The organism is Thiomicrorhabdus sp. Kp2, assembly GCF_000478585.1.
Lineage (GTDB): Bacteria > Pseudomonadota > Gammaproteobacteria > Thiomicrospirales > Thiomicrospiraceae > Thiomicrorhabdus.
On record NZ_ARWI01000001.1, the window covers coordinates 2,556,007 to 2,572,424 of the forward strand.

23 protein-coding genes are annotated in these 16,418 nt (G+C 40.9%); 6 read left to right on the forward strand and 17 right to left on the reverse strand.

The window, feature by feature from the left end; all coding sequences use genetic code 11:
* Positions 1-90 precede the first annotated feature (90 nt).
* From A379_RS12870 to A379_RS11680, 17 genes are all read right to left on the reverse strand, one after another.
* Positions 91-678 (reverse strand): hypothetical protein, encoded by a 588-nt coding sequence (locus A379_RS12870; RefSeq protein ID WP_051145192.1) that lies wholly within the window; start codon positions 676-678, stop codon positions 91-93.
* Entirely contained in the window at positions 662-982 is a 321-nt protein-coding gene (locus A379_RS12875; RefSeq protein ID WP_051145193.1) for an AAA family ATPase, read from the reverse strand. The genes A379_RS12870 and A379_RS12875 overlap by 17 nt, the downstream gene beginning before the upstream one ends.
* 8 nt (positions 983-990) lie before the next feature.
* A complete protein-coding gene (locus tag A379_RS11615) occupies positions 991-1,434 on the reverse strand; it encodes a Mor transcription activator family protein (protein ID WP_051145194.1) in 444 nt (147 codons plus the stop codon).
* Complete coding sequence (locus A379_RS11620; protein WP_051145195.1) at positions 1,431-1,991, reverse strand: hypothetical protein; 561 nt, start codon at positions 1,989-1,991, stop codon at positions 1,431-1,433. The genes A379_RS11615 and A379_RS11620 overlap by 4 nt, the downstream gene beginning before the upstream one ends.
* Complete coding sequence (locus tag A379_RS11625; protein WP_040728243.1) at positions 1,988-2,425, reverse strand: gp16 family protein; 438 nt, start codon at positions 2,423-2,425, stop codon at positions 1,988-1,990. The genes A379_RS11620 and A379_RS11625 overlap by 4 nt, the downstream gene beginning before the upstream one ends.
* A complete protein-coding gene (locus A379_RS11630) occupies positions 2,422-3,087 on the reverse strand; it encodes a DUF2786 domain-containing protein (protein ID WP_040728244.1) in 666 nt (221 codons plus the stop codon). Before A379_RS11630 ends, A379_RS11625 begins: the two co-directional genes overlap by 4 nt.
* A gap of 154 nt (positions 3,088-3,241) precedes the next feature.
* On the reverse strand, positions 3,242-3,559 hold the full coding sequence (locus A379_RS11635) for a hypothetical protein (protein WP_040728246.1): 318 nt from the start codon (positions 3,557-3,559) through the stop codon (positions 3,242-3,244).
* Positions 3,552-3,785, reverse strand: a complete 234-nt coding sequence (locus A379_RS11640; protein WP_040728247.1) for a hypothetical protein — start codon at positions 3,783-3,785, stop codon at positions 3,552-3,554. The genes A379_RS11635 and A379_RS11640 overlap by 8 nt, the downstream gene beginning before the upstream one ends.
* On the reverse strand, positions 3,782-3,958 hold the full coding sequence (locus A379_RS13090; protein WP_157832375.1) for a hypothetical protein: 177 nt from the start codon (positions 3,956-3,958) through the stop codon (positions 3,782-3,784). The genes A379_RS11640 and A379_RS13090 overlap by 4 nt, the downstream gene beginning before the upstream one ends.
* A 12-nt stretch (positions 3,959-3,970) precedes the next feature.
* The gene (locus tag A379_RS11645) at positions 3,971-4,582 is read right to left on the reverse strand and encodes a DUF3164 family protein (protein ID WP_040728248.1); all 612 of its coding nucleotides are present in this window, start codon (positions 4,580-4,582) and stop codon (positions 3,971-3,973) included.
* The gene (locus A379_RS11650; RefSeq protein ID WP_040728250.1) at positions 4,582-4,884 is read right to left on the reverse strand and encodes a hypothetical protein; all 303 of its coding nucleotides are present in this window, start codon (positions 4,882-4,884) and stop codon (positions 4,582-4,584) included. Before A379_RS11650 ends, A379_RS11645 begins: the two co-directional genes overlap by 1 nt.
* Before the next feature lie 2 nt (positions 4,885-4,886).
* A complete protein-coding gene (locus A379_RS11655; RefSeq protein WP_040728251.1) occupies positions 4,887-5,231 on the reverse strand; it encodes a helix-turn-helix transcriptional regulator in 345 nt (114 codons plus the stop codon).
* Positions 5,221-5,844, reverse strand: coding sequence for a hypothetical protein (locus A379_RS12880; RefSeq protein WP_051145196.1), 624 nt, complete (start codon positions 5,842-5,844; stop codon positions 5,221-5,223). Before A379_RS12880 ends, A379_RS11655 begins: the two co-directional genes overlap by 11 nt.
* Positions 5,841-6,581, reverse strand: a complete 741-nt coding sequence (locus A379_RS11665; protein ID WP_040728253.1) for an AAA family ATPase — start codon at positions 6,579-6,581, stop codon at positions 5,841-5,843. Before A379_RS11665 ends, A379_RS12880 begins: the two co-directional genes overlap by 4 nt.
* Before the next feature lie 69 nt (positions 6,582-6,650).
* A complete protein-coding gene (locus tag A379_RS11670; protein WP_040728254.1) occupies positions 6,651-8,801 on the reverse strand; it encodes a Mu transposase C-terminal domain-containing protein in 2,151 nt (716 codons plus the stop codon).
* Positions 8,794-9,282, reverse strand: coding sequence for a hypothetical protein (locus A379_RS11675; protein ID WP_040728257.1), 489 nt, complete (start codon positions 9,280-9,282; stop codon positions 8,794-8,796). The genes A379_RS11670 and A379_RS11675 overlap by 8 nt, the downstream gene beginning before the upstream one ends.
* A gap of 95 nt (positions 9,283-9,377) precedes the next feature.
* Positions 9,378-9,662 carry a helix-turn-helix domain-containing protein gene (locus tag A379_RS11680; RefSeq protein ID WP_040728259.1) on the reverse strand — a complete coding sequence of 95 codons (285 nt, stop codon included), beginning with the start codon at positions 9,660-9,662 and terminating at the stop codon, positions 9,378-9,380.
* 174 nt (positions 9,663-9,836) lie between these two features.
* Between A379_RS11680 and A379_RS11685 the strand changes: the two genes are divergently transcribed.
* The 6 genes from A379_RS11685 (at position 9,837) to A379_RS11710 (ending at position 16,245) form a co-directional block, all read left to right on the forward strand.
* The gene (locus A379_RS11685; protein WP_040728260.1) at positions 9,837-10,475 is read left to right on the forward strand and encodes a helix-turn-helix transcriptional regulator; all 639 of its coding nucleotides are present in this window, start codon (positions 9,837-9,839) and stop codon (positions 10,473-10,475) included.
* Positions 10,476-11,022: 547 nt separating this feature from the next.
* Positions 11,023-11,595, forward strand: coding sequence for an ANTAR domain-containing response regulator (locus tag A379_RS11690; RefSeq protein WP_040728261.1), 573 nt, complete (start codon positions 11,023-11,025; stop codon positions 11,593-11,595).
* 8 nt (positions 11,596-11,603) lie between these two features.
* Positions 11,604-12,755, forward strand: coding sequence for a CmpA/NrtA family ABC transporter substrate-binding protein (locus tag A379_RS11695; RefSeq protein ID WP_040728263.1), 1,152 nt, complete (start codon positions 11,604-11,606; stop codon positions 12,753-12,755).
* Positions 12,756-12,973: 218 nt separating this feature from the next.
* Positions 12,974-14,362, forward strand: coding sequence for a CmpA/NrtA family ABC transporter substrate-binding protein (locus A379_RS11700; protein WP_040728264.1), 1,389 nt, complete (start codon positions 12,974-12,976; stop codon positions 14,360-14,362).
* A gap of 69 nt (positions 14,363-14,431) precedes the next feature.
* Positions 14,432-15,430: an ABC transporter permease gene (locus A379_RS11705; protein WP_040729129.1), complete on the forward strand. Its 999-nt coding sequence runs from the start codon at positions 14,432-14,434 to the stop codon at positions 15,428-15,430.
* Positions 15,431-15,450: 20 nt separating this feature from the next.
* Positions 15,451-16,245: an ABC transporter ATP-binding protein gene (locus A379_RS11710; RefSeq protein WP_040728265.1), complete on the forward strand. Its 795-nt coding sequence runs from the start codon at positions 15,451-15,453 to the stop codon at positions 16,243-16,245.
* The last annotated feature ends 173 nt before the right edge of the window (positions 16,246-16,418 follow it).

Here is a 16,418-nt window from a genome sequence, read left to right on the forward strand (position 1 = left end):
GTTTTTGAGGATGGAAGATAGAGGTTACAACTCTTACAACTGCTACAACCCTTATAATTTAAGGGAGTTGTAAGAGTTGTAGGAGTTGTATTAATTAATCAATTGGTAGCTAATTACGCCTTTCTCTTTTTTGCTTACCCAGTAAATGGTTTCATACTGATCTAGTCTGTCACGGGCGGTTTTGTCGTCTTTTTTGTAACCACAACTCTCAAGTAGTTCAGTTTTATTGAGGCCTGGTTGTTTGTTTAAAGCGTTTTTAACCTCGTTAATAAAAGACTGTTCTTCAGAGCTAATTCTTGCCGTGGTTATATCGATTGGCAGAAGGCTTAAGTCGTTTACTTTAACAGAAATGGCGGTGTCGACAATGGAGGCACGCTCTTTCTTTACGGTTAGTACCCAGCGGATTTCTCCCTCTGGTGAATCGATTTTTGTTAACTGATACATGTTGTCGATAGAGTTACGAATATTGTTTGAGCCTTGGTAGTTGCGGCCGTCTTTGTTTGAGTGGTGCAATACGATGATGGTGGCTCCCGCTTCACGGATGTTTTTTAACTTGTCTCCAATACGCATAGCGGCATTGTCATTATTGACATCCCCAAAGTCTCGCAAGCTATCTAGCACAAACAGGGTGTTTTTATAGCGGTCTGCTACCGCCATATTTTCAAGTTCTTCTAGCATAGCAAGGGGGTTGCAATTCGGTTTTTGAGCGGTGTGAGTAGTGCAGGTTTGAGCAGGCCTGGATAAGCTTTTGTTCTATGCCGCGTTCTTTAAGTACATTCATTGGGTTGTCGTAGTCTAGGTAGGCGACTGTCATGCCTTGTTGTGCGGCGTATTTAGCTAATGCCATCGCTAACCAACTTTTACCCATGCCGCCGTCGGCATAGATCATGGTAATTAAATGCTTGGGGATAAAGCCTTCAATTAAAAACTCAGTTTTTTGATTAAAGTCTGATGGGGTTAGCGGGTTTAAAAAATGAAACATGTTATATCCTAAAGTGGTAATTTTCTTTGTCTGAGTTTGTATTGTTTGGCTACGATGTCATAAATGGCCGCTACGCTTAAGTCATACTCTTCAGCCAACTCGTCTTGATTGCGGCCATTAAACTTTTTGAAAATCTCTAGATTACGCAGCGAACGGGTGAGCGATTTACCTTTTGGCATATAAAAAGGTCTGCCGCCAAAGTGTTTGGCAATCATTGTCGTGACGCCATCGGCATGTTTGTGTGCCGCGGCATTTTCGACCTTAAGAGTTTCTTTAAAGTAGTGTTCAATAACATCATGAAATTCAGCTAAACGCTCTGGCCACTTCTGATTTGGGCAATCCGTCAGGTTGTCGAGTTTTTGATACTCTTCAAATACCTGTTCACTAGATGCGTCTACTTGACCACCAAACAGATCGTTTTGCTGATCACTGGTATCCATTGGGTCACTCATGACTTTTCTCCACGTTTACGAAACTTTGGGTTGCTACGCAGTGCGGCCAATACAGCCCCACCAATTTCTTTGGTTTGTTCGGCTTGTTCGGTTGGTTGTTGTGCGGTTGTGGCCGTTTTTCGGTGCTGTGCCTGTTGGCGTTTTTCTTCTATCTTTTGCTCTTCACGGGCTTCTATTGAGTTTTGTTCTGAGCTGATGATGGTGTATAAATAGTTGTGATTTTTAAGCGGCAGCATAAGGCCGTCTTGCTGTTCGGATTTTTCAATCATGGTGCTTAGGGCTTTATGCCATAGGCCGTCGGGTGCTGCCCAAATACGACCTTTGTAGTCAATACGACCTGCGTCAATGTCCGCTTTAAGCTGCTGCATGAGTTTTAGGGTGCGTTCCCAGCTTAATGAGCGTTGGGCTGGTCTAAATAGGCCGATGTAACGCATGACTAATTGGCCTAGTGGCTTAGGTAAATCAGCCGCTAAATAGACAACTTGGCGTGCCGCTTGTTCATTGGCAAAATCTAAAATGCTGGCGGCATGGCCACAGTTAGGGCAACGGAGTTTCATTGGGCGCGTCTCTTCCATTGTTTGAGTGATTCGATAATGCGGGATGCGGTGTCTTGGTCACAAAATTGTGGGGCTTCAAATTTGCCTTGGGTCATGCGTTTGATGTATGCCATCAAAGCCGCTTCTGATTTGTCTTTAACTATGCCAAGGTTATGCAGCTCAATCCACAAGGCACGTATTTTGTCGCCTTGGCTTTTCTTTTGAGCGTAGGTTTTGCCGCTTTTACGACCTGTTACGCCGACTTTTAGACCGCGTGTTGGTTTCCACCCCAGTTCTTTTAGACGTTGAAGCACCGCGTACTGTCCGTGGAAGTCGAGCTTTGAGGCGGAATCAACCTTGGCCACGTCTAACAACATGGCACGGTAGGCATCGTCGGCCATACCGAGGTCTTTTTTGGCGATGTGTATTTTGGCTAAGTTGCTTTGGCGGCTCATTGATCTAGTCTCATTTGTTGTTGTCCATTCATTCCACGGTTCAACTCAGCGTTTTTACCAGCTTCCATGCCTTTTAAAATGGCATCATTGTCTTTGTTCGTGGACTTATGTCGCTTGATATTTGGTTGAGAATCAGATGTTTTAAAATTGGCTTCTTTGTACTGTTTTAATAGTTGATCATGCTTTGGATGGTTAGCAAATTCAGTCAACTTTTGATGCACTTCGTAGACCCATCCTTCTGCAAACAAATCTGCCTTTCGAGTTTTATTCTGTTTTTTGTAGCGGTTACTTAAGCTGCTCAAGTAGGCTAATCTATCTTTTTTAAGTTGTCTAAATAGCACTTGATATGCATAACTTGCCACTTCAACTTGCATACTTAGTCCTATAAAGTGAACTGTTCTATAACTAAACATGGCATCCACTCCAAAGGCTTTGCACACAATTCTGACTAAGGCATGTTGGTAGGCTGGTTTTTTTAATGACGTATGAGTTTCTGTTTCTACACTGCCAAACTCAGATAACTCAACCTCGGCATTAGAGACGCTATATTTCTGCATTAATTTTTGTGCTTGACGCATGGCCGACGCCGCTTCATTAGCATTGCTTGATTTAGATAGCTCAATGCACTTTAGTATTTTTTTAATAGCTTCTTGTTTGGTCATTGAATAAGCTCCCATAGGTTTAAATGCAGGTTTTTCACTGTTTAAATTCCGTTTAAATGTCACTTAAGAAAACGCTCTGAAGTCCATAGGTGGTGGATAACAAAGTTAAGTATTCAGAACGTTTTATTAAATGGCCTGTTACCAGGCCTGGTGGTTAATTAAATGTGGTTTTGTACCAATCGATTGTTTCGACATCGACTTCGCTATCGGTTTCAAGGTATTGCTCAAGGAACTCTATACCTCCTACAGATTCAACTAGCTCTTTGGCAACTTCATGCGTTTCTGCAGAACTGTTTGAGGCGTAACCTCTAATGACTTGTAAAGAGACAAATATGCCTCTGGCAAATCCTTCCTCATCCAGCTCAACAATCTCAAGCACTGACTCTTCAAAATCTTCTTGGTCTTCATGTTCGTTGTACTTTTCAACAACCTCGTAGGCTATTTGAATCTTGTGATTTTCTTGTTTACTCATGATTTTTCCCTTGTTCATCGTCATCATCGTTAAAAGCATCAATAGCAAGACTAAATACGTCCTGCCAGCCAAGTGAATAGATGCGGCCGTCTGGGTGCTCAATCATTGGTGAGTTAGAGATAGACTTTGAAAGCATGAACTTCTGGCCTTTGTAGTCTGCTTCACCTACATACTCTCGAATCACAAGTCCATTTTTTCCTATCACTTCTCCTACTTGCATACTCATAATTCCTCCAGTGCATCCCAGCTATCTTGTTTAGCTTGAATGCGTTCTTTGTGGTTGTTGATTCGTTTGGCTTTTTCGACCTTATCAGGGTCAAGCTTTTTATTGGTAGCTTCTATATTGGTTGGCGGTTTGTAGGTTCGTTTTTGCCATTCGCTTAAGCTAGGACGTTCCATGTTTACCTCCTTCTAAATCGACGCCAAATCGAGTGGGATTTGATGGTAGTTTTGTTTGCCTTCTTCTCGCTCATAAATACGGATATAGCTTTTGGTACCATCGACTCGAATACTGTCTTTAATGGCTTGCATGGCACGCTTCCATTTTTCTTCTTTAATCTCTAAACGCAGTAGGCCTAGTACTTTGGATGTACTCAGTTCGCCTTGTTTGTTGGTTGAGAATGCCTGGTCAACAATCACTTTGACTTCACTGCGAGTGTCTTTAATCCATTCGTCTACGCATTCGTCAATCAGGGCTTTGGCAGCTTTTAGGGCTTCGTCAAAACGGATGATTTCGCTGATATTTCGTTGCACTTTGTATTGGCCGTTAAAACTCATTAGGGTGACGTTGCCTTTGTTGCCGCCCACGTAAACGTCATAACGTTCGGCAGAGAGTTCAATAAACGCGGCAATATCGCCCATGGTGGCGTCTTTAAACTGGGCAATTAAGCTGTTTAGGTCTTTGGCCTTTTTAACAATTTCAATCACGAGTTCGTCACGTTGTTTGTCGATATCTGAGACGAGGCTTTCAGGGATCAGGTGGCCTTGGCTGTTTTGCATAAAGCCTTGTGGGATAGTTGTCATTAGTGTGTTCCTTTTATTGCGTTTGAGTATTGCGCCCACATAACGTCGGCAATGTGTTCTTTAAGGTGGTAAATATGGCCTGTGGTTAGGCTTTGCCCACGGCGAATGGTGACGTAGGAGCACAGCGGGATATTGTCATTAAGCGGTGGTTCAATAATGATGGCTGGGCGTTTACCGTTTGGATCAACGGTTATAACGGTATGCCCATCACGTTGCAGTTGACGCATAGCGACTTGTGCCATCACTAAATTACGCATAATGTGTAGATTGGCTTTGTTGTCTTGGATGTTGAGTAGTTGCATGTTTACTCTCCTTTACTTTTACTTTTTGGGTTGTTTGTACAGCTCTGGCAGGCTCTATAGAGCTGTACTCGCATTGGGTTGTTGGGTTTGAATCCTTTGTTTCTGTGGTTTGCACAGATGTCTGTGGTGATGACATCCAGTACAGGGCAAACAACGCTTTGTTCAAGTAAAGCCCCTGATACTTTTTCGGCTACGTTTTCAATATTGCCTTTGTAGGTACCTTTTATGATTTGGTTTACGGCTGTGCCGCTAATGCCACACTTTGCGGCGGCTTTGGCTTGTGAGCTGGTTTGTAGCTCTGTTTGAAGGGCTATGAACCAGGCCTGGTTTTGGTAGTTAGTAGTCACCTTCAATCTCCTCGGGTTTTGGGTACATGATTTGGTGGTTGTTTTGGTCAAATACAACGTGCATGCGTTTGACCATTGGGGGTTTAGCCCCTGTCCAAGCAGCGGGTTTTAGTATGTAAACGGCTAGGCCGCCTGCATTGTTTGCGGCTTTTACGCACTTTAAATAGCCCGCTTTGTAGAGCAATGAGACGTAGCTTTTGGCTTCGCCTTCGGCAATGGTCACTTCATCGGTACTGGCGATGGCGGCAAGCTGTTTGTAGTTGAATTGGCCTGTTATACGCATGGTTCGCCACATTTGTTCTCTGCCTGCACCTGTGGTGACTTTGTTGCCTTTTGGGTCAACAATAGGCGGGTTAACGCCTGTATCTTTTTCAAGCGTGTAGGTTTTGTAGCGAATGAGTGCACTGTCTGTTTTTGTGATTACGCTGCTTAAATAGCCTGCTTTTTCCCAGCCGTTAAGGTAGTAGCGGGCTTTATCAAGCTCTAGGTTGTATTTCTTTGGTGCACCCGTAATAAGCTGCTGTGCACTAAAGGTGTGTTGTTCTCTGATTTTTGCCCATAGGTATTCACGTACAGTGAGTTGACCAGGTTTTTTAATAGGCGTTTTTTTCATCCTGATACTCCGTTACGAATTGAGCCGTGGCCTGTAAATAGGTCTCGTTTTCCCCATAGGCTGTTGTCTACTTCATCCCAGCCTTCTAGCTTTGATATCTCATTAATTTTGTTGAGGTTGACGCAGATTCGACGAGTAACGTTGCGACTTGCTTCAACCACTTTTATAAGTAAGTCGTCATGTATGGCAACGTCTGGTGCGTAGATGTTTGCTAGGATTTTGCTATCGCTCAAGGTGGCGGGTTGGGCAGGTATCCAGTTGAGTACTCGGTTGTGAAAACGCTCCCACTTTTTAAGTTTGGCTGGGAGGTGTTCTTCGCCGATGAGCAAGATGGTGGCAAATGAGCTTTCGTAGATATCGCGTACAATCTCGATGTATTTTCTTTCTACGAGAAAGTCGGTTTCATCAATGATAAGAGGGCGACCTGATAGGGCGAGTTCTTGCGATATTTGGTCTACCATTTCATAGATTGTGCTGGCAGGTGCAATGCCCATTTCTTCTAATACGGCTTTTAAAAAGGCTTTACGTGTCCAGGCGGATTTGCACTGTACATAGTAGGCTCTGTGTTTATTGGCACTGTAGGTGGCGGCAAAGGTTTTACCCCAGCCACTTGGGCCATATAGGGCAATAATGCCTGGCAGGTGTTCTGCACGGTTCATTGCATTGGTAATCGCTTGAGAACAGAGCGATACGTTTTGCAATGGGGCGATTGTGTTTCCTATAGTTTGTGTTAACATTTACTTTACTTCCTTTGCCTTTATGGCATTTAAGGCTGATTTAAATGGCGGTTTAAATCGGCTTTTTCTTTAGTTAGAACCTGTTTCCAAGCCCATTCCAAATTCTTCAAAAAACTCTTTCATATCGGTGTATTCAGGCATTTGCTGATAGCTCTTAAACCATTTAAGGTCTTTTTGATCTAGGGTTTCTCCCGCATTTATCTTTTGTTCTAAACGTAGAAATCTGCGGTAAATCTCTTCTGGGCTACTTGCTACAGCGACAATTTCAGCCTTTTTAGATGCGGCTGATTGTGGCTGTATTGCCGTGGTCATTTGTGCCGCTTCGGATGCCGATTGAAGGTGGTCGTTGGTATAGGTTTCTGTTTTCTTTGGCATCATGGAGACGTTATTGGCTTGACGTTTTGCTTGTAATATCTCTTCGGCTAGGCCTTTTACTTTTTGGCGTGACTTCATGCTGCGGATTTCTTTTTTAGCTTGAGCGATATTTTTAAGTGCGTTTTGTTTGCCTTGGTGGGCGATTTCTTGGCGACTAATACCAACAAAGCGAGCATCTTCAGCCACACAAATGAATTCACCATTTTGAAAGACGTGTATGGTTCCAACATCAATTGGGTCTTTGCGGATGCTGACTCTTTCTGTGGCCATGTGACCAAGTTCAGGGGCAATGTAGGTAAAGCCATCTAAACGAATACCGTCTTTACCAACAACACGTTCGCCGACTTCGGCTAATAGAATGTCGAGAGCACGTTCGTTTTCAATGATGTTGATTGGGGCGTTCCATTCAGCCACCATTTGGAATGGGGTTTTGCCGTTGATGCCGTCACCTGTATGGGCGTTGTGCATATAGACGTTATCTATCCATTGATCTACAAAGTTTTGTAGGTCTTTTGATGACATGTCGATATCAATCACGCTGCCTTTTTTGAATAGGCGTTCACTGAATTGTTTGCGGTCTTCAATAACGGATCTCTCGGCTACGTTGTGCCCGATGAAACCAGGCATGATTTCTAACAGGCCGTGTGAGAAGGTTCTGAAAAAACGCTCAATGTGTGGCTTTTCCCAAGGTGAGAATGGGGCTGAAATGTCTTGTTCAATGCCGAGTGATTGAAATGCGGTTTTGATTTGCAGTGAAACGTAATCGGCACCGTTATCGGTTTTGACTTTGTCTGGTACACCCCATTCAAGTAGGCAGTCACGCATCAATTTAGAGACAGATGCAGCGGTTGAACTTTTTGAAACAAGTAATTTAACGCGTCGACTATAAACATCAATTGCACCAATTAGGTTGTAACGGCCATCGGATAACATGATGTCGGCTGGGGTTGAATCGAGTTCCCATTTTTCATTTAATGCGGCTACACCAACGGTTCCAAACGCAGGCATGTATTTGTTTTTCCATTTGTCAGGATTGGTGACAGCGGTAAAGACTTGAGCGTTTGCTTCTTTGTAGGTTTTAACCCATCGTTCAAGCGATCGTTTTGATGGTAGCTCGATATCGGTGTTTTCAAAGCGGACTTGGACAGCTTCGAACAGTTGTGTTGCGTAGATGTGCGGGTATTCGTATATGGTGGCAATCACAAATTCACGCAACTTAGGCTGACGATCAATCTTGCTGGTACCTTTACGATTGCCGTAATTTCCCCATATGCGGCTGGAATTGCTTTCTAGTGCTTTTTCCCAGGCATAAAGGGTCGTTAGGCTTAAATCTGTATTTATGTAGTTACGTATCCAGCGCTCTTCTGCTGGAATGTTTAGCATGTCTTCTGACCATAAAAGTAGGAATTGGCTCGTGGCTTTGGTTTTGCCTTGATTGGATTTTTTAACGTAGGCTTGCCACATCGCTAAAACCAGCAGCTTGCTTTGAGCACGTTTTTGTTCGTCACCTTTTAGGTGGGCAACTTTGGCAAGTGTCTTTTGGCGGTTTTGTGCCGAGATACCCGCGGTTAAACTGTCTTTAACAGCAAGGGTACGTGCAAGTTCCGTGCTGGCTTTTTTGCTGGCCTCTTTGGAAGTCTGTGCCATTTCTTCAGCAGCTTGTTGGGAAAAGTATGCTTTGGTTTTATCTGGCAAACAGTCAATAAGGTATTCAAACCCTTTACCTTTAGCTTTCTTTTGTTTAATCCAGCTTTCTTTGTCAGCTTTTAACCGAACACCTCTTACCGTTGATGGCATACCAGGTAGGCCTGCTAACTCTTGTGCATTAAAGTAATGTCTATTCATGTTCCGAATCCAAACCAAAGTCCAGCTCTGGGGTTTCTTGTTTTTGCACATTCTCTCTGTGGTAGGCAAGGTCTGACATTGAACTAGTCAAAGCGGCAACAGTTTCGTCAGCTGTGGCATTACCCGCGGCACACTTCATTAATAATGTGATGGCATGATTAAAAGTGGTTTGCATCTCCAAAACGCTAACAGGCTCTAAGCTCTTTCCTGTTGGGATATCAATCAGCAATTTGTTATCGCTTGATGCTAAATAAATTGATACATAGTTAGCACCGCAAACATGCTCAAAGCTGGCAATCTTATTGATGGGCATAGTGGCCTGTTTCATCCATTTGTATAAAATAGATTCATCGTCTAACCCCATTAGTTCTGCAATACGAGGTACAGAGAGGTTTTTCTTTTCCATTCCATGTTTTTTTACTAACCAAAACGCTTCTTGTAAGCTGGTTGGTCGTGCCTTTTTCCAATTAATGTATGCCATTGGAATTCCTAAAAAATTTCAGTTCTAAACAAATTGCTTTCGCATGAGTTGCTGTTTCGATAATCTGTTAATAAATCGAACACATAAGGCAATCATCATGCAGACATCAATCCCGCTTCTTTCAGTTTTGCTTTACCGTCATCTATTAACTTTTGACTCTTATTTGGGCGGTTTTCATCTGAATACTGAGGTATGTCAGGGAAAACTTTTTCGACAGGCTTATCAATTAGGACAGCAATTGAATTGGCTATGTAAAAGCTTTTCGCGGCTCTATTCGTTACGTTGTAGAACTGTATATAGCTTCTACCCATTACTTCACATGCGGCAGCAAGCGTATATCCACGCTCTGCTAAAGCCGACTTAATTTCGTCATGATTCATGATACAATCCTCGTATTTACCGAATATTTTCTTAATAGTAGATTATTATCTTTGGTTAATACATATACTAACGAATATATTCTTACATGTAAATAGAATATTGTCTTTTTTAAGGTTATTTACGCACGAATATAATCTTTAATTGCATAACATATTGTTTTATAGGTGGTTTTTATGGAAAAGGAACATGAAATTTTAAATGGGAAATCGCTTCCTATTCAAGAAAGTACAATGGGAACTAGAATAAAAGAGGTGGCAACATCGTTGGGTACACGAAAATATGCAGCTATGGTCGCTGGGGTAGCACCAGATACTCTTCAACGGTGGTTTAAAGAAGAGGCCGCTCCAAGCTTTGAATCGATATCAAAGTTAGCATTGGAAGCCGATTATTCGTTAGAGTGGATAAAAACGGGGGTTGGCTCCAAAAAGCGAGGGGAGCAAGGTATATGTAACCCTGATATTAACGAGAGAATATCAAATGATATTATTGATGTAATGATTGGATATGGATATATAGATGATGCTTGTGCCAACTTTATTAAAGATTTTGTAGGCATATATAACCACTCGATTGACCGTCCTTATCCAGCTGCTTATCACAGGCAGGTACTGCTCAGGCTGATAAGTCAGGTTAAATCTTCAATAGCAAATTGTGAGCGAATGATTGAAAAGTACTCGGATAACCCTGAGACTAGAGACGCATTTACAAAAGGTAGAAAAGCAAATATGGTAGAGCTTGAACGATTACAAGCTGAGTTGAAAGAGACATATAAAGGTAATGATAATAACCTGACTGCTAGCTTTGATTTTTAGGGAAATCCTTTCCTTTATTTTTTTGTAAACCATGTGTCGCTGATTTTATATATTTTAAAATTTCATGTGTCGTTTAAATGTAGCTTTAAATTTAATTTAAACCAGCTTTAATCGACGCAGAATTTTCTCGAACCCCTTTATTTATCGGACTTCATTCCAAAATATCCCAATTAATACCAAAATATCCCAGTATTATTTAGATATTAGTCATTCATGTGTCCCTCTACATATTGATTGCCTATTTATAGCAAGTTTTTGTTCTATTTTGGTTCAAATTTGTTTTCATAGAATATCTCGATTAGATAACACTATGTTTTATATATGATTTTGTTCTGGCATAAATAGTGTTATTAGTGTTTGTTAATATTCATGAGTTTTAAGTAAGTTGTTTTATTGAATGATTGCTTTTATTTCATTAATTTATATGAACTATGTTCCTTGTTTATAAGGCGTTTAACTTGTTTCTGTTTTGTTTGAATAAAAAATCAACTTTCTCAAAGTTACCAGGCCTGGTAGATTTATTTTGGTCTTTTAAGTGGGGTTGTAGATGAGTCTAAAAGTTATGTTGGTTGATAATGAATCCGTTCGTTCAGCCATGTTAGCGAAAGCACTTTCGGATAGCGGTTATTCTGTCATTGCTAGGGTGAAGCCTGGTCCAGGGTTACTGGCTCAAGTGGCGATTCATTTGCCTGATATGGTTGTTGTCGATACTGAGTCTCCAGATCGTGATATTCTTGAAAGCATGCACTTATTGAGTGAGCATAATCCACTACCTGTTGTGATGTTTGCTGATGAAGAGAATGAAGTGATTATCCAAGAGGCGATTCGTTCAGGCGTAAGTAGTTATGTTGTAAAGGGTGTCGATATGGAGCGCGTTAACTCTATTATGAATGTTTCAATTGCGCGTTTTAGAGAGTACCAAGCCATTAAGAATGAGTTGCGAGAAACAAAGTCTGAACTGATTGATACTAAGCTTATTGATAAAGCAAAAAGGCTTTTAATGCAGAATAAAAATGTATCTGAAGATGAAGCTTACGAGGCAATGCGCAAGCTTTCTATGGATTCGAATCAAAAGATGTCTGAAGTGGCACAGAATATTGTCAATGTTTATGAGTTGTAAGGTGTTTTATGAAAGATAAAGTAAAAATTGGCTTTATTCCCTTAACTGATAGTGCTCCTTTGGTTGTAGCTAAAGAAGAGGGGTTTTTTGAACAGTTTGATCTTGATGTTTCATTGATTAGAGAAGTTTCTTGGTCAAATATTAGAGATAAATTGGTTTTTAGTGAGTTAGATGCCGCGCATATGTTAGCCCCACTATTGATAGCGTCTTCTTTCGGTTTAGGAAGCGTAAAAAAACCTTTAGTAACCGCTTATTCCTTTGGGTTGAACGGTAATGCGGTTAGTGTGTCGAATGAGGTATTTGCTGAATTAATCGCCATTGAACCCGATTTGGTTTTAAAACCTGAAAAGAGTGCTTCGGCACTTAAACAAGTTGCATTATCAAGAAAAAAACAGGGTAAAGGACTATTGAGGTTTGCGGTTGTTTTTCCATATTCGATGCACAACTATTTATTAAGGCATTGGTTCTCAACAGCCAATATTCTAGTTGGAGAGGATGTTGAAATTGTGGTTGTGCCTCCTTCTAGCGTGGTTCAAGCTCTCGATGAGGGGCTGATTGATGGCTACTGCGTTGGAGAACCTTGGAATACTCATGCCGTTAAGAAACAGGTTGGCGTTACTGTTATAACGGGGTATGAGATTTGGAATAATGCCCCAGAAAAAGTGCTAGGAGTACGTGCTGCATGGGCTGAAGAGAATGTAAGTATTCATAAAAGACTTATTAAAGCACTTTATCTAGCAAGTCAATGGATCGATGATGCCTCTAATTATCAGAAACTTGTTAAGTATCTGTCTTTAGAGCAATATGTTGGGGCTCCTGAAGAGTCTATTCAAAATACCTATAAAGGAGAAGTGTGCAACCCAATAAATTCGACTTGTCGAAGTGTCCCTAATTTTAGCCTGCCTTTTCGCTACCAAGCCAATTTCCCTTGGCAATCTCATGCTGAATGGATTGTGTGTCAGATGCAGTCCTTAGGACAGTTACCTACAGAACTGAATGCCAAAGAGATTGCAAAGTCGGTGTATTGGACAGATTTATATCGTGATGTCATCTCATCGTTGGGTGTTTCATTGCCTTCGGTTAATGTGAAAGAAGAAGGTGTGCACAGTGAAATTTGGTATTTAGATGATGTTGAATTAGGATCTGATGCCCTTATATAGTTCTTATTTTGTCCTAAGTGGTGCAATATTTTATTTTAAGACAGACTGATTAAAAGGTAGTTTATTTAACCTATTGATTTTATAGGATATTAATATTATTGGCACTTATAAAGCTTGATATGTTTAAAATTAGTTAAACGAGTGTTGAAGCTCACAATTCCTGTTATGGGGGTTGTGGGCTTTTTTGTTTTTAGAGTTTTGTATTTGAGGGTAGAGTAATGATGAATAGCAAAAATAGCAGAAGAACTTTTATTAAGAAAACCGCTTTAGCAGTGTCTATTGCTATTAGTTCAACAGCCTTTGCAGCGTGCGCACACGCGTTAGGTGATCCAGAAAAAGAAGATTTAAAATTTGGTTTTATTAAGTTAACCGATATGGCGCCTTTGGCAATTGCATACGAGAATGGGTATTTTGAAGATGAAGGTTTATATGTTCAATTAGAAGCGCAAGCTAACTGGAAAGTTTTATTGGATAGAGTCATTGATGGGCAATTAGATGGCGCGCATATGTTGGCGGGTCAGCCAATTGCTGCAACAATTGGTTATGGAACTAAAGCACCTGTTATTACGCCAATTTCAATGGATTTAAACGGTAATGCCATTACCGTTTCAAATAAAACTTGGGAGTCCATGAAGACACATGTTGAGATGGAAGGTGGTAAGCCTAAGCATCCAATTAGTGCAGCAGCTTTAAAGCCTGTGGTTGAATCTTATAAAGATGCAGGTAAGCCATTTAAGATGGGTATGGTATTTCCTGTTTCAACGCATAACTATGAACTACGCTATTGGTTAGCGGCCGGAGGATTGAATCCAGGTTATTACGCACCGCATAAAGGGGATAGTTCTGGTACTTTAAACGCTGATGTATTGTTGTCTGTTACCCCTCCTCCACAAATGCCTGCTACGATGGAAGCTGGAACCATTGAAGGCTATTGTGTGGGTGAACCATGGAACCAGCAGGCTGTTTTCAAAGGTATTGGTGTACCAGTTATCTCTGATAATTCCATTCAAAAAAACAACCCAGAAAAAGTCTTTGGATTACGTGAGGACTTCTATGAAAAGTATCCAAACACCACTATTCGTGTAGTCAAAGCGATGATTCGTGCGGCGCATTGGTTAGATGCTGAGAATAATAAAAACCGTCCTGCGGCGGTAAAAATCTTATCTAAACCTAACTATGTAGGAGCTGACTACAAAGTTATTGCCAACTCTATGACGGGTACTTTTGAATACGAAAAAGGTGATAAGCGTTCTGAACCAGATTTTAATGTCTTCTTCCGTTATAACGCCACTTATCCATACTATTCAGATGCTATTTGGTACATGACTCAAATGCGTCGTTGGGGGCAGATTTCTGAACAAAAATCAGATTCTTGGTACAAAGATATGGCTAAAAAAGTCTATCGTCCAGATATTTATAAAAAAGCGGTTGAAGAATTAGTCGCTGATGGTACTTTCAATAAAGCTGACTTTTCAGGTGTCTTTGAGACGGATGGTTTCCGTGGAGTACAAGATGATTTCATGGATGGAGTTCCATACGATGGTTCAAAACCTAATGAGTACATCGATAGTATGAAAATTGGTCTAAAAGGCGCTAAAACGCTATAAACTCTATTAGGACTCTAATAAGGTATTAGAGTCCTAATGAAAATAAAATGGAATGACAAAGGTAATTATATGAATCCTTTAAAATGGGGGTTAATTGAACCCTTCTACAAATTAGTGATAGGTGAGGATCGTAAAGGGCAAATTAATACAATCGTTAAGATGATTGGTTTGCCTTTAACTGGCTTGCTTATCTTTCTTGTTGTGTGGCAAGGGGCTGCATCCAATATCCATACATCTTTAGGTCAGTTTCCTGGTCCTGTTCAAACCTATGAGCAATTTGTTTCTTTAGGTGAAGAGGCTGAGCAAGAGGCGATTAAAGAAGCAGGTTTTTACCAAAGACAAGAAGAGCGCAATGCGCGTAAATTAGAAAAGAACCCAGAAGCTGAAGTTAAAATTCGTGAATATACTGGTCATCCTACGTTTTTTGATCAAATAGTACGAAGCTTAATTACGGTAATGAGTGGTTTTATTTTGGCATCGATTATTGCGATTCCAATTGGAATTATCATTGGTTTGAGTACGAATGCTTATTCGGCGGTAAACCCTTTAATTCAAATCTTTAAGCCTGTTTCCCCTCTTGCGTGGTTACCTTTGGTGACGATGGTGGTTTCAGCGGTTTATGTAACAGATGACCCTGCATTTGATAAAGCATTCTTAAACTCTATGTTTACGGTATTGCTATGTTGTTTATGGCCTACCATCATTAACACGGCGGCAGGTGTTGCGACGGTAACGCAAGATTTAAAGAATGTTAGCCAGGTATTAAGTTTAAGTTGGTGGACACATATTCGTAAAATTGTACTTCCGTGTTCAATTCCAATGATGTTTACAGGTTTACGTATCTCATTGGGTATTGCTTGGATGGTATTGATAGCAGCTGAAATGTTGGCGCAGAACCCAGGCCTGGGTAAATTTGTATGGGATGAATTTCAAAACGGAAGTTCGGACTCTTTAGGCCGTATTATGGTTGCTGTTATTGTAATTGGTGTAGTCGGTTTCTTTTTAGATCGTGGCATGTTGATTCTACAAAAAGCGGTTTCGTGGGATAAATCAGCGGATATTCGCTAATAAAGTTTTAGGAGAAAAATATGTCAGATATCCATTTAGAATTAACGAATGTTGGGATTGAGTTTCCAACACCCAAAGGGCCTTTTAGAGCACTTCAGGATGTTAACCTAAAAATTGAACAAGGCGAGTTCATCTCTCTGATTGGCCACTCGGGTTGTGGTAAATCGACAGTGTTAAATATTGTTGCAGGCTTGTACGGAGCAACAGAAGGAGGGGTCTTGTTGGATGGCCGTGAAGTGAATGCACCAGGTCCAGAAAGAGCCGTTGTTTTTCAGAATCACTCGCTTTTGCCTTGGCTAACCGCTTATGAAAATGTCGAGTTGGCGGTTGATCAAGTCTTTAAAAAAACCAAATCGGCTCAAGAGAAAAAAGAGTGGATTGAACATAACTTAAAACTGGTGCACATGGATCACGCCATGCATAAACGTCCAGATGAGATTTCTGGTGGGATGAAGCAGCGTGTAGGGATTGCTAGAGCCTTGGCTATGCAACCTGAAGTGATGTTGATGGATGAGCCGTTTGGCGCTTTAGATGCTTTGACTCGAGCGCATTTACAAGATTCACTGATGGAGATTCAAAAAGAACTGAACAATACGGTCATCATGATTACTCATGACGTGGATGAAGCGGTATTGTTATCGGATAGGATTGTGATGATGACTAATGGTCCAGCAGCCACAATTGGTGAAATTCTCAAGGTTGATTTGCCTCATCCTAGAGATCGTCTAGCTCTGGCGGATGATCCCACCTATAACCACTATCGCTCAGAAGTCTTACGATTCTTGTATGAAAAACAGAGAAAAGTAGAGCATTAAATTTTAAGTAAGGTGTCTATTGCTCTTTTGCACAATTGCTAATACACCTAATTTTGGTGTATTAGCGTGTTTTAGAGCTATAGGCGCACCAAAATAAAGCGTTTGAATCATCATTATTTTGAATGTATTGAGTTTTTTAACGCTTTTATTTTTATGGGTTCTTTAAGTTGTTG

Bases quoted from the DNA above. Each gene is read 5' to 3' on its own strand.
- A379_RS12870 (WP_051145192.1), bottom strand. From the start codon at position 678: ATGCTAGAAGAACTTGAAAATATGGCGGTAGCAGACCGCTATAAAAAC.
- A379_RS12875 (WP_051145193.1), bottom strand. From the start codon at position 982: ATGTTTCATTTTTTAAACCCGCTAACCCCATCAGACTTTAATCAAAAA.
- A379_RS11615 (WP_051145194.1), bottom strand. From the start codon at position 1,434: ATGAGTGACCCAATGGATACCAGTGATCAGCAAAACGATCTGTTTGGT.
- A379_RS11620 (WP_051145195.1), bottom strand. From the start codon at position 1,991: ATGAAACTCCGTTGCCCTAACTGTGGCCATGCCGCCAGCATTTTAGAT.
- A379_RS11625 (WP_040728243.1), bottom strand. From the start codon at position 2,425: ATGAGCCGCCAAAGCAACTTAGCCAAAATACACATCGCCAAAAAAGAC.
- A379_RS11630 (WP_040728244.1), bottom strand. From the start codon at position 3,087: ATGACCAAACAAGAAGCTATTAAAAAAATACTAAAGTGCATTGAGCTA.
- A379_RS11635 (WP_040728246.1), bottom strand. From the start codon at position 3,559: ATGAGTAAACAAGAAAATCACAAGATTCAAATAGCCTACGAGGTTGTT.
- A379_RS11640 (WP_040728247.1), bottom strand. From the start codon at position 3,785: ATGAGTATGCAAGTAGGAGAAGTGATAGGAAAAAATGGACTTGTGATT.
- A379_RS13090 (WP_157832375.1), bottom strand. From the start codon at position 3,958: ATGGAACGTCCTAGCTTAAGCGAATGGCAAAAACGAACCTACAAACCG.
- A379_RS11645 (WP_040728248.1), bottom strand. From the start codon at position 4,582: ATGACAACTATCCCACAAGGCTTTATGCAAAACAGCCAAGGCCACCTG.
- A379_RS11650 (WP_040728250.1), bottom strand. From the start codon at position 4,884: ATGCAACTACTCAACATCCAAGACAACAAAGCCAATCTACACATTATG.
- A379_RS12880 (WP_051145196.1), bottom strand. From the start codon at position 5,844: ATGAAAAAAACGCCTATTAAAAAACCTGGTCAACTCACTGTACGTGAA.
- A379_RS11665 (WP_040728253.1), bottom strand. From the start codon at position 6,581: ATGTTAACACAAACTATAGGAAACACAATCGCCCCATTGCAAAACGTA.
- A379_RS11670 (WP_040728254.1), bottom strand. From the start codon at position 8,801: ATGAATAGACATTACTTTAATGCACAAGAGTTAGCAGGCCTACCTGGT.
- A379_RS11675 (WP_040728257.1), bottom strand. From the start codon at position 9,282: ATGGCATACATTAATTGGAAAAAGGCACGACCAACCAGCTTACAAGAA.
- A379_RS11680 (WP_040728259.1), bottom strand. From the start codon at position 9,662: ATGAATCATGACGAAATTAAGTCGGCTTTAGCAGAGCGTGGATATACG.
- A379_RS11685 (WP_040728260.1), top strand. From the start codon at position 9,837: ATGGAAAAGGAACATGAAATTTTAAATGGGAAATCGCTTCCTATTCAA.
- A379_RS11690 (WP_040728261.1), top strand. From the start codon at position 11,023: ATGAGTCTAAAAGTTATGTTGGTTGATAATGAATCCGTTCGTTCAGCC.
- A379_RS11695 (WP_040728263.1), top strand. From the start codon at position 11,604: ATGAAAGATAAAGTAAAAATTGGCTTTATTCCCTTAACTGATAGTGCT.
- A379_RS11700 (WP_040728264.1), top strand. From the start codon at position 12,974: ATGATGAATAGCAAAAATAGCAGAAGAACTTTTATTAAGAAAACCGCT.
- A379_RS11705 (WP_040729129.1), top strand. From the start codon at position 14,432: ATGAATCCTTTAAAATGGGGGTTAATTGAACCCTTCTACAAATTAGTG.
- A379_RS11710 (WP_040728265.1), top strand. From the start codon at position 15,451: ATGTCAGATATCCATTTAGAATTAACGAATGTTGGGATTGAGTTTCCA.